We start from the raw sequence: 11573 nt of genomic DNA, 5'->3' as shown, positions 1-11573 counted from the left end.
CGCCACCATCCGAGAGGACCTATGAGCTGGGCAGCGACCCTCCCCGCGTTTGTTGTCGCCCTGGCTGTGGTCTTCGGCCCCGGTCTGGCCTGGGGCGCTGCGCTGGGGCTGCGGCGACTCACGCTGCTGGCGCTGGCAGGGCCATTCAGCATCACGGCGGTGGTGGTGTCCGCTGAGGTTGCCGCCGCCGCGGGGGTCGACTGGTCACTACTGCCGGTGGTGGCCGTCACCCTGGTGGTGACGGCCCTGTTGTGGTTGCTGCGTCGCAGCGCCGGGCACCTGATTCACGGCCCCGCAGGCGGGGCCGAACCGCCAGCCCGGACCAGGACTGTTCTCATCGCGTGGGCGGTTGCTGCGGTGCCGGTGGCAGCGTGGATGTTCTGGATGTTCGGGGCACCCGAGAACATCGCCCAGTCCCACGACAACATTTTCCATCTGAACGCGCTGCGCTACATCACCGAGACCTCCAACTCCTCGTCGCTGACCCTCGGGTATCTCGGAACCAGGGAGGGGACGTTCTACCCGGCCGGCTGGCACGCCGTCGTTTCCCTGGTCATCGCCACCTCAGGCATTCCCCTCGCCGCGGCCATCAACGTGGCCAACCTGGTGCTGATCACCGGGATCTGGAGCGTCGGCTGCCTCTTCCTGGTCAGCCGGCTGACCGGCGAGCGCGCCCTACCCCTCCTGGTCGCCGGTGTCCTCTCCACCGCCTACAGCTCCTTCCCCTACCTGCTGCTCGAATTCGGCGTAGTGTACCCGTTCATGCTGTCCATCGCCATCCTGCCCGCCGCCCTGGGGCTGGTCCTTCAGCTGGTAGGTGCCGGCTCTGAGGTGCCGCTGAGACGCTTTGGGTGCCTGGTGCTCCTGGCGGGTCTCCTGCCCGGCCTGATGCTGGCCCACCCGTCGTCCCTGCTAGGGCTCCTGGCTTTGTCGGCGCCGGCGGTCCTCACGGTGGCGTATCGGACCGCCCGCACCAGTGGCGGTCGGCGACGGCTGGCGGCCGTCGCCGGCGCCGTCGCGTTTGCGGTCCTGTCGGCTGCGTTATGGATGACTGTTCGTCCCGCCCGAAGCAGCTCAGATAACTGGGCGCAGGCGGGTGACGCCGCCGGAGCAATTCCTGAGGTCCTGCTGCATGGCCCCCTCGGCCGGCCGGTGGCCCTGCTGGCGATGATACTCACCGCGGTCGGTGCCGCCGTCGTCCTGTATCTGCGCAGCCACCGCTGGGTGATTGTCATGTATCTGGTGGCGGGGGCGTTGTTTGTTCTCGGCAGTTGGCAGGAGGAGCCGACTGTGCGGTGGATCGTCGCGGGGGCCTGGTACAACGACTATTTCAGGATCAGCGCCATGCTCGCCCCGGCAGGACTCCTGGTGGCCAGTATCGGCGGCGTGGCGCTGGCCAGTTCCGCCGTCCAAGGGCTTCAACGCGCGCGTGCGGCCAGCGGCACACCCGAACCGGGCTGGTTCCTGCCGGCGGTGGCAGCGGCTCTGGTGGTGATCGGCCTGGCCGTGGCACCGCTGTTCGCCGTGCAGCGCGGGGTGAGTGAGGCTGCCTTCCACTACCGATACACCGACGACTCGCGGCTGCTCACCGTGGACGAGCTAACGCTCCTCCAGCGGCTACCCGACCGTGTCCCCGCCGACGCGGTAATTGCGGGCCAGCCCCTGACTGGGGCCTCCCTCTCGTACGCCTTTGCTGGACGGGAATCGCTCCTACCTGCCGGAACCAGTCCTGTGACCCCGGAGGCCAAGCTCATTTTCGACGAGTTGGACAGGATGCGGCAGAACCCGGCGGTCTGCGCCGCCGTCCGGAGCACCAACACGGCGTTCGTCCTGGATTTCGGGACCGCTTCGGTCCACGGTGGTAGTGCGCCAATCTTCTCCGGCCTCAGCGATCTCTCCCCCGGGGCGGGCTTTGAGCTGGCGGACCGGGAAGGCAGCGCGTCCCTGTACAGGATTGTCGGCTGCAGCTAGCCAGGCGTCGGTGCTAGCCAGCCGCCGGTGAAGGGGCGAGCGCGTACAGTTGACGGGTGATGCAATCCCCTCTTCCCGTCCGCGACGGCGTCAACGCCACGCGGTTGCGCCTGCCCGCCGAGGGGCCCTGGGGTACCGCACTCGACTACATCCTGGACCGGTGGGACCACGTCGATCCTGACGGGGTAGCCGCCCGCTTCGACCGGGGTGAGGTGGTCGCTTTAAACGGCGAGCGGCTGACCCGAACTACCCCTCTCACCGCGCACACGTTCGTCTGGTACTACCGGGAGCTGCCGGTCGAGGAACGCCTCCCGGTGGAGCTGGGAATCCTGCACCAGGATGAGAACCTGCTGGTGGTGGACAAACCGCATTTCCTGCCCACCACCCCGGGCGGCCGTTACGTGGCAGAGTCGGCTCTGGTCCGGCTGCGGGTCCAGCTGGACCTCCCCCAGCTGATCCCGATGCACCGCCTGGACCGGCTGACCGCCGGAATCCTCCTGTTCTCCACCAACCCGGCCACACGGGGGGATTACCAGCTCCTGTTCGAGAACCGGCTCATCTCCAAAGAGTATGAGGCGGCCGCCCCGGTTGACCCCGCCCTGGACCTGATGGACCATCCGCGGGTGGTCCACAGCCGCATCGTGAAGAGCCGCACCTATCTGCTCGCCGAGGAGGTGGAGGGCGAACCCAACACTGAGACACTGGTGCAACTGGTGGCGGAACGGCACGGGCGCGGCCGCTACCGGCTGATCCCGCGTACCGGCAAAACCCATCAGCTTCGCCTGCACATGGCCGGGCTGGGGCTGGGCATCATAAACGATCCGTTCTACCCGGTGCTGCACCCCCAGGCGCCCGACGATTACAGCAAGCCGCTCCAGTTGCTTGCGAAAAGCATCGCGTTCACCGACCCCCTCAGCGGTGTCGCCCGGCGTTTTGACAGCCAGTTGCAGCTCCAGGACTTCGCCTAGCCACACTGGCTGCCCTAGACCGCACCCTGCGGGGCACCTGTAGATTGGAACCGTGGATCTCACCGATCTTGGGGCATGGTCGCCGCTGTTCCATCCCCTGACCTTCATCGTCGTCGTCATCGACGTGTTCATTCCCGCCGTGCCTTCCGAGTTCCTGGTGATCGCTTCCGGCACCATGGCCTCCGAAGGCACCCTGTTCCTCCCGGTGGCGCTCCTGACCGCAATCCTGGGGAGCTGGCTGGGCGACATCATCCTGTACCTGCTGTTCCGCAACCGGCTGACCTCCTGGCTGGACAAATTCCGGTGGGGTCGCGGCATCCACCGGGGCATCCGGAATGCTGTCGAAAAAGTAGGGAAGTCCCCCACCTATGCCGGGCTCATCGCTCTGAGGTTCCTTCCGGCCGGGCGGTCGGCGGGCGTCGCAGCGGCCGGCATTGCCGACCTTCCGCTCCGGCCGTTCCTCGCGTGCGCCGCCGTCGGGGGCATCCTGTGGTCCTCCTGGCTGGTCATGCTGGGCTACATTACCGACGTCACCACGGGGTTTCCACTGTGGGTCAGCGCCCTGCTCGGAATGGGTATAGGTACTCTGGTGGGACTTGTAATTGCCGCATTCCTCGCGCTCAAGCAACGCCGGAAGGTTAGAACCACTGATGAGCACCCCGACCCCGCCCGTCCCCCGGCTGCCGACCAAACCGACTAATCTGCCAGCGGCGGCGTCAGATCCCGGGCCGCCCCGCGCCGCAGCCGAGGAGCCCGCGACGGGGTCGATCTCACCGGTATTGGAGCGGCTCCGGGCTGGGCGCCCCGCCGGCAGCACCTCCGAAGGTGCAGCCGCCCGGACAACCGGGTCGGGAACCACTCAGGCGGGGACCACGGCAGCCGGACCTACACGGCCGACAGCCACGAACAGCACCCGGCCCTCAGCGGCCGATACCGTTCACTCACCTCGCCCGGCGAGGAACGGGAGCAGCGCAGCCCGCGCCGCCGCTCGCCGGGTAGCGCAGAGCGGCGCGACGGTCCTCAACAGAGTCGGCCCCTGGGACCCTGACCTGGTTCGACGGATTGGGGTAACGATGGTGGTGCTGGGCGCTGGCCTGGGCGTGGCCGGCACCGCCGGGGCGTTCGGCGGGCCGGATCTCCGGGACGCCCCCCTCGGGACCTTCGACCCCGGAGTCACGCTGATCTCCCCCGCAGCACCCGCGCATTATCTGTGGCTGGTGATCGGCGTCGGCCTGCTGGGGTACACGGCGCACCAATGGTTGCCGTCCCAGCGGCGCAGCCCCCGACACCGCGGGCTGGGGTGGCTGGTGGCCGCAGCGATGCTGGTGACGGTGGCCTGGGTTGTGGCCGTGCAACAGAATCAAGCCACCACGAGCCTGGTGATGATCGTGCTGCTTCTGGCCATCCTGGTGGGTTCCCTGCGCTGGTTGAACCATTTCCCGGCACGGACTCATGGTGAGGGCGCCCTTGTTGATGTCCCAGTTGGCTTGTTTCTGGGCTGGACGGGCGTCACCGCTGCAGTGCACACCGCCGCGGTGCTGACTACCCAGGGTGTCGACTGGTTGGGGTGGGGCCCCCAGCGCTGGGCCCTCATTGGGGTGGTTCTGCTCACCCTGGCCGCGATGGCCGTGTGCATGACCGATCGGGGTCGGATCGCGGTCGCCCTCGCTGTGGTCTGGGGGTTGGCCTGCATGGTTCCGATGCGGCTGTTCGGTGAACCACAGTCGACGCCGGTCGCCTTTGCCGCCGGGCTGGGCGTCTTCCTGCTTCTTATCTCCGCCGGGTCGAGGCGACACCGTGTGGACCACGCGTACCGACGCGAATTGCGGGCCCGGCAGATGGCTACAGTCGCTCCCATCGATTTCTACGACGACGGAGAACCCGTAGAGGCCCGACCGTAGCTACCCGCCCCACCGCGTGACGCATGGTCACCGCCGCCTGGATGGCCTGCCGGGCGCCTGCCTCGTAATCGGTTTCCTTGACAAGAAACCTGAGGGTAATCCGCGGGGTCCCAGCCACGACATCAAGCTGCTTCGCCTCCACCAGATGGGCGGCGCCCACGGCCGCCTGGGCCGAGTCCATGACGGCCTCCGGCGCGTGTCCTGGGAGCAGGCCGAGGATGTCGAGCTGGGCGCGGAATGACGGCATGGGTTAAGTCTGCCATCGCCAAGTCCCTGCGCAACACGTCGACCCCGTCAGCCCTTCAGCCCTTCAGCCTCGGCCCGCCGGCGTCGGCTACTTCTCCGGCCAGGGACCCGGCTCAGGCTGCCGGGGCAAACAGTTCGAGGGCCACGTTGTCCGGGTCCCGGAACTCGAGGATGAACCCAGCACCGATATCCTTGACCCCGCTATGCGCAACGCCAAGATCATCAAGAAGGGCCGCAGAAGCATCCAGCTCACTGCGCGCGGCGACAGCAAAGCTCAGGTGGTCAAGTCCAACGCGATCCTCGTCGTACCGGTCACCGGCCGTTGCCACCGGGCGCAGGCCCAGCAGACGGCTTCCGAAACTGTAGATCACACCGCCGAACAGAAACCCCAGCTGGTCTTTAGTCTCCTGGTCCGCGTCAGCGGGCGGAGCCTCGAACGCTATGTCGAAGCCGAAGACCGCCTCGTAGAACGCGCGGGACCGATCAATGTCGGTGACGGTCAGTCGAACGTGGGAGAAGTCTGTGACAGGGATGGGCATGGTGCTCCAATCTTGAGGGTGTGACCCCACAATATACTGGCTACCCGCCGCCACCGGTCAGCAAGGGTGGGGATCGGTGCGGGACCTAGTTGATCGCCGACAGTCCGGTGATGGCCCGTCCGACTATGAGCGTGTTGATCTCATGGGACCCCTCATAGGTGAAGATGGCTTCGGCGTCGGCGAAGATCTTGGCCATCCGGAAATCGGTGACGATACCGTTGCCGCCGAAAATTCCGCGCCCCAGGGCGACGGTCTCACGCATCCGGGCCGTTGTGTAGGCCTTCGCGAGCGCGGCCTGGGGCATGTCCCCACCGCCGTCTTCCTGCAGCTGCGCCACCCGCGCCATCATCCCCAGGCTCGCGGTCGTGTTCCCAAGCATGCGCACCAGCTGGTCCTGCACCAGCTGGAACCCGGCAATGGGTTGGCCGAACTGGTGGCGGTCCGCAGCGTATTGGCGGGCGACGTCGAAGGCAGCGAGCTGCTGGCCCACCGCCTGCCAGCCGACCATGATCCGCGACCCTCGCAGTAACCGGCGAGTGTCGGCGAACGTATTGATGCCAGCGAACCGGTCCGCTTCGGGCACCCGGACGTTGTCCAACAACACGTCAGCGTTCTGGACGGTTCGCAGGGCAATCTTGTTCTCAATCCGCGTTCGGGTGACGCCAGGCAGCGTCGCGTCGAGGATAAAGCCCCTGACGCTGCCATCGGTGGTGTCCCTCGCCCACAGCAGCATGTAGTCGCAGAAGGTGCCGTTGCCGATCCAGCGTTTGGCGCCGTTCAGGACCCAGGAGTCGCCGTCGCGCGTTGCGGTCGTCGCGAGCCCCCCTGCCACATCAGAGCCGTGCAGCGGCTCGGTGAGGGCGAATGCCCCGGTGATCCGGAGGTCCATGGCGTCCTGCAACAGCCGGGCCTTCTGGTCTTCGGAACCGAATTCATGCAGCGCCTCCACGAAGAGGTCGTGGTGCACCATGAAGAACGTGGCGAGGGATGTGTCGGCGCGCGTCATCTCGGCGATCACCATGCCGCTGAACAGGTAACTGTATCCCTGCTGGACCGGGGTGCTCAGGTTTAGTGCAGCAAGCTTGGGGAGCACCTCGATGGGGAATTCCGCGCGGTTCCACCATTCCTCGGCCGACGGCGCCACCTCCTTATCGAGGAAGTCGCGGACGTCGTCGAGCTTCGCGCGTTCGGCGGCGTTGAGCAGGGATTCGAAGCCCATAAAATCGGCGGAAGGGAGAGGGCTCTCCATTGAGCTGTTCCTTTCTGGAGCTGCGGTGGCAGCTATTTCGGTGCCATGCGGATGGCACCGTCGAGGCGGATCGTTTCGCCGTTGAGCATCTGGTTCTGCACAATGTGGGCGACCAGGGCCGCGTACTCGGCGGGTTTGCCGAGCCGCGACGGGTGGGGAACCTGCGCGCCCAGGGAATCCTGCGCTTCCTGCGGCAGTCCCGCCATCATCGGGGTTTCGAAGATTCCGGGCGCGATGGTGACCACCCGGATCAGCGAGCGGGCGAGCTCCCGCGCGATGGGAAGTGTCATCGCGGCGACAGCACCCTTGGAGGCGGCGTACGCTGGCTGGCCGATCTGCCCGTCGAACGCTGCCACCGAGGCGGTGTTCACGATCACTCCTCGTTCGGGTGAACCGTTCGGCGGGGAGACCGGTTCAGTGGCGGCCATCGCTTCGGCGGTCAGCCGGATCACGTTGAACGTGCCGATCAGATTGATGTTGATGACCCTGGCGAACTGCTCCAGTGGGAGCACCCCGTCGCGTCCGAGGACCTTCCCGGGCGTGGCGATCCCCGCGCAGTTGACCACGGTGCGCAGCGGGCCCAGCCCCACGGCGGTGTCGACGGCGGCTTGCACCTGGGCAGGGTCGGTGACATCGGCGGGGGCGAATACGGCTCGGACGCCGAGTTCGGCGGCGAACCTGGCGCCGGCAGATTGCGGCAGGTCGACGAGGACCACCGTGGCGCCGTCGTCATGCAGTTTCCTCGCGGTAGCCTGGCCCAGGCCTGAGGCACCTCCGGTGATCAATGCCACAGTATTGGTGATGTCCATGGAGTCTCCTGGGGCGTCGGTGCCGTTGGGCGATCTGTCGGTGATGCGGGCGCAGGCGTAACCTGATGCCCAACAAACACTACTGTGACGCAGCCCATACTGCATCCGGCTGGCGTCAGGTATGGCAGATTGCTCAGTACGAGCCACGAGCTATCCGGTTAGGGTGGATTTATGCTCACTCCGGCGGAAGAACCCCAGCTCCGTGCGACGGGATTGCGGGCTGAGGCCGCCGCGGCGTCCGTCCGATCCCGCTTCGGCCACCACCTCTTCGGGCTACCGGGAACCCATCTGGGTGCCGTGTGGAGTCCCCGTGGGCGCCCGAGCTATGCCTGGCACTACTGGTGGCAAGCCCACTACCTCGATGCCCTGGTGGACGCGGCACTGCGGGAAGCGGCACAGTGGAAGGGCGAACGGCAGCCGGCCTCAGCGCCAACGGCCCGAGGTCTGCTGTGGGGAATTTTCCTGCGCAACGGCCTGCGCTGGACCAATTCCTACTATGACGACATGGCGTGGCTTGCTCTGGCGGTGGACCGACTGCGCCTCCTGGGGTGGGATGGTAGCCGGGCGCTTCCGGCCCTGGAACGCGCACTCCGGTCAGCGCACACGCCGGACGTGGGCGGCGGGCTGTACTGGAACACCGACCGCAACTTCAAGAACACCCCCGCCACCGGTCCGGCGGCCCTGCTCTTCGCCCGACGGGGCGATCCGGGCCGGGCGCAGGAGCTGGTGGACTGGTTGGCACACCGGCTCCGGGATCAGCAGACGGGCCTGTACCAGGATGGGATCCGATTGACGACCGGCGGCGAACTGCTGGTCCCTGCCGTCTACACCTACAACCAGGGTCCGGTCCTTGGCGCCCTCCTCGAGCTGGGTGGGCCCGCCAATCTGGCTGCCGCCGCTGACCTGATCACCGCCGTCGGGACACACCTGGCACCAAACGGGGTGCTGCTCACGCATGGGGGCGGCGACGGCGGCCTGTTCACCGGAATCCTGGTCCGCTACCTCGGCCTCGCAGCGCTGGATCCCTCGCTGCCGGTGATGGTTCGGCGGACCGCCGCAACCCTGGTGACGACGACGGCGGACTCGTTGTGGTCGGCGCGCACCGGGGTGCCCGCCCCGGTGGTTCGTGGCCGGCGTCGGGACCCCGGGGATGCGGTGCTGGCGTTCCCGGCGGGAACCGGGAACGACGCACTCACCGGTGGTATCGAACTGTCCACGCAGCTGCAGGCGTGGATGACCCTGGAGGCGGCTTACCGTGTGACGGCCGGCACGACGGGCGAGGCCGAGGTGCCGGGGTAGGCGAGCGCCCGGTGCCTGATGCCCAGCGATACCCGGTCGCCGCGGTTCGGCAGGTCGGGCGCGGCCATCCTGGCGCGGACCGTCACGCCGGTGGGCAGTTCAACGCTGACCAGGGCGTCGTGGCCGGCGTAGGACACTGAGGTGACTGTCGCTTCGGTTCCACCGCCCTGGACGTGAAGCCATTCCGGCCGGAGCATCAGGCACACCGGTGAGCCGTCCGTCGGTTCGCTGCCGTCGGCCATCTCGGCTTCCACCAGCCCCAGGCCGCACTGCACCAGACCGCCGGACCAGTAGCCGTCCACTTCCACTGTGTCACCGACGAACGCTGCAACCCACCGGCTGACCGGCCGCTCATAGACTTCGCGGGGGGTGCCCCACTGCAGGATCTGGCCCTCCCGCATGACCGCGACGTAGTCGGCCAGGGACAGCGCCTCCTCCTGGTCGTGGGTGACCAGGAGGCTGGTATTGCTTTGCCCACGCAGCAGGTCGGCGACCTCGCGGCGCAGCGTGGACCGTAGCTGAGGGTCGAGCGCGGCGAACGGCTCGTCGAGGAGCACCAGATCAGGCCGGGGCGCCAGGGAGCGGGCCAGCGCCACACGCTGGGCCTGCCCGCCGGACAACTGGGATGGAGCGCGATCCACCAGCTCTCCGAGGCCAACGAGTGCGGCGAGGTCGGCGATCCGTCGGGCCCGGTCCGGGGTGCGCTTCAGCCCAAACCCAATGTTGTCCCCTACTGATAAGTGGGGGAAAAGCGAGGCATCCTGGGGCACCCAACCAACCCCACGCTTTTCCGGGGCTAGCTGGACGGTGGGCGAGGACAGGAGATTTTCGCCGACGCTGATGGTGCCGCCGGTCGCGGGGAGGAGACCGGCGATGGCACGCAACAGGGTGGTTTTGCCGCAGCCGCTCGGGCCGAGCACCGCGGTGAGGGCGCCCCGGGGTATCTCCAGGTGGACGCCGTCGAGCACAGTCGTGTCGCCGTAGGCAACGCGCAGCCCCTCAATGACTACCCAGCTCACAGCTCCTCCTTCGCAACGCCCCGGAACCCGGAGAGCACCACCGCCGGGACGGCGGCGAGCAGCACCAGGGTTGCCGCGTAGGGTGCGGCAGCCCCAAACTCGAACACTGTGGTCCGTGACCATAACTCAGTGGCGAGGGTGGATGTGCCGGTGGGGCGCAGCAGCAGCGTCGCAGGTAATTCTTTCATGACGGAGATGGCAACCAGCAATGCGCTCACCCCGATACCGGGGAGCGCCAGCCGGGCGGTCACCCGCCACCACGACTGCAACGGAGACAACCCCAGCATCCGCGACACGTCGACCAGATCCCCCGGCACCGCCGCAATGCCACTGCGCATCGTACCGATAGCCTTCGGCATGAACAGGACTGCGTAGCCGAAAATGAGCACCACAACTGTCTGGTAGAGCGCCGGGACCGCGGCCAGCGCGAAGAACACCAGCGCCAGGCCCACCACAATGCCGGGCAGGGCATGACCCAGGAATCCTACTGCCTCGACAGCGGCGACCAGCCGACCCCGGTACCGCGCCGCCAGGACGGCGATGGGGAGAGCCAGCACCACGGCGGCGAACGCGCCGGCGACGGCTAGACCCAGGGTGGTTCCGATGGCTTCACCGAGGCGCGCGACGTCGATCTCCCGCAGCGTCTGGGCTTCCAGCAGTCGGCTGGTCAGCCCGCCGACTGGGACGACGACGCCCACCACCGGAGCGCTGAGCACCAAGGCGAGAACCACGGTGACCCACCGGCCGGCGGGGATCAGTGGCACCCGGCCGCGGCTGGCGCCCTGGCCGACCTGCCCACGGAACCGTTTCTCCCCGGCGACCACGGTCAGCGCCAGGGCCACCAGCATCAGGGCCAGCAGGGCGGCCTGGTTGCGGTCGAAGCTGGCACCATAGGCCGAGTTGATGCCCCAGGTCAGGGTTTCAAACCGCAACATCGCCACCAGCCCAAAGTCGGACAGCGTGTACAAGGCAACGAGGAGTGCGCCAGCCACCGCCGCCGGCCTGACTCGCGGCCACGTGGCGGCACGAAAGGCCCCCCACGGCCCGCGGCCCAGGGTACGGGCGACCGCTTCCAGGTCGCCCGACGCACCGCGGAGGGCCGCAACGACAGGCAGGGTCACGTAAGGGGTGCAGACCGCCGTCATGATCAGCCAGCTCGCAAAGAACCCATCCAGGGTCGGCAGCCAAACCAGCCAGCCATAGGCCGCCAGGTAGGACGGGACAGCGAGAGGCAGCGCCGCCATCAACAGCATCGCCCGGGGTGCGGGGATACGGACCCGGGTCAGCACCCATGCCGATGCGGTACCCAACACCAGGCAGGAACCGGTGACTGCCGCTGCCAGCAGCACCGAGTTCAGTGCCAACTGGAGGACCCTCGCCCGCAGGAGGGTATCGGCGAGTTCGGCGAACCCGGCGTCAGTGGTGCGGGCAACGAGGTAGACCAGCGGGATGGCCGCGGTCGAGGCGCACAGGATGGCCAGCACCACCAGCCATCCCGGGGCTTTGGCCCGGGGCGCACGCGTGGGACGCACCGGCGAGGTGCCGGCACGTCCCACGCGGACCATGCTCATC

The 11573-nt window shown here is 67.8% G+C and carries 11 protein-coding genes; 5 read left to right on the top strand and 6 right to left on the bottom strand.

All coding sequences use genetic code 11. From position 1 onward, the window contains the following. The first annotated feature begins 21 nt into the window (after positions 1-21). Genes ACX80O_RS03245 through ACX80O_RS03230 form a run of 4 tightly spaced genes read left to right on the top strand, consistent with a single transcriptional unit; the run spans position 22 to position 4840 of the window. Positions 22-1971 (top strand): DUF6541 family protein, encoded by a 1950-nt coding sequence (locus tag ACX80O_RS03245; RefSeq protein ID WP_459332515.1) that lies wholly within the window; start codon positions 22-24, stop codon positions 1969-1971. 59 nt (positions 1972-2030) lie between these two features. Then, positions 2031-2939 carry an RluA family pseudouridine synthase gene (locus ACX80O_RS03240; RefSeq protein ID WP_459306216.1) on the top strand — a complete coding sequence of 303 codons (909 nt, stop codon included), beginning with the start codon at positions 2031-2033 and terminating at the stop codon, positions 2937-2939. 52 nt (positions 2940-2991) lie between these two features. Continuing rightward, positions 2992-3639 (top strand): DedA family protein, encoded by a 648-nt coding sequence (locus tag ACX80O_RS03235; RefSeq protein ID WP_459332514.1) that lies wholly within the window; start codon positions 2992-2994, stop codon positions 3637-3639. Further along, positions 3590-4840 (top strand): TspO-related membrane protein, encoded by a 1251-nt coding sequence (locus ACX80O_RS03230; RefSeq protein WP_459332513.1) that lies wholly within the window; start codon positions 3590-3592, stop codon positions 4838-4840. The genes ACX80O_RS03235 and ACX80O_RS03230 overlap by 50 nt, the downstream gene beginning before the upstream one ends. On the opposite strand, the gene ACX80O_RS03225 is transcribed toward ACX80O_RS03230, so the two are convergent. The 4 genes from ACX80O_RS03225 to ACX80O_RS03210 form a co-directional block, all read right to left on the bottom strand. Beyond that, complete coding sequence (locus ACX80O_RS03225; protein WP_459332512.1) at positions 4782-5087, bottom strand: hypothetical protein; 306 nt, start codon at positions 5085-5087, stop codon at positions 4782-4784. The two genes, ACX80O_RS03230 and ACX80O_RS03225, sit on opposite strands and share 59 nt — an antisense overlap. 112 nt (positions 5088-5199) lie before the next feature. Next, complete coding sequence (locus ACX80O_RS03220) at positions 5200-5625, bottom strand: VOC family protein (RefSeq protein ID WP_459305836.1); 426 nt, start codon at positions 5623-5625, stop codon at positions 5200-5202. A gap of 85 nt (positions 5626-5710) precedes the next feature. Continuing rightward, positions 5711-6874, bottom strand: coding sequence for an acyl-CoA dehydrogenase family protein (locus ACX80O_RS03215; RefSeq protein WP_459332511.1), 1164 nt, complete (start codon positions 6872-6874; stop codon positions 5711-5713). Between the two features lie 32 nt (positions 6875-6906). Beyond that, positions 6907-7683, bottom strand: a complete 777-nt coding sequence (locus tag ACX80O_RS03210; protein WP_459332510.1) for a 3-hydroxyacyl-CoA dehydrogenase — start codon at positions 7681-7683, stop codon at positions 6907-6909. A 171-nt stretch (positions 7684-7854) separates the two neighbouring features. Between ACX80O_RS03210 and ACX80O_RS03205 the strand changes: the two genes are divergently transcribed. Then, positions 7855-8982, top strand: a complete 1128-nt coding sequence (locus ACX80O_RS03205) for a glycoside hydrolase family 76 protein (protein WP_459332509.1) — start codon at positions 7855-7857, stop codon at positions 8980-8982. Here the strand turns inward: ACX80O_RS03205 and ACX80O_RS03200 are convergent. Together ACX80O_RS03200 and ACX80O_RS03195 are read right to left on the bottom strand one after the other, a co-directional pair. Beyond that, on the bottom strand, positions 8934-10001 hold the full coding sequence (locus ACX80O_RS03200; protein ID WP_459332508.1) for an ABC transporter ATP-binding protein: 1068 nt from the start codon (positions 9999-10001) through the stop codon (positions 8934-8936). The genes ACX80O_RS03205 and ACX80O_RS03200 overlap by 49 nt on opposite strands. Beyond that, on the bottom strand, positions 9998-11572 hold the full coding sequence (locus tag ACX80O_RS03195) for an ABC transporter permease (protein WP_459332507.1): 1575 nt from the start codon (positions 11570-11572) through the stop codon (positions 9998-10000). The genes ACX80O_RS03200 and ACX80O_RS03195 overlap by 4 nt, the downstream gene beginning before the upstream one ends. Between the last annotated feature and the right edge of the window lies 1 nt (position 11573).

This window comes from Arthrobacter glycogeni (assembly GCF_054511155.1).
The sequence above is the reverse complement of the archived record's forward strand: the minus strand, read 5'-3'. Positions and strand labels throughout refer to the sequence as shown.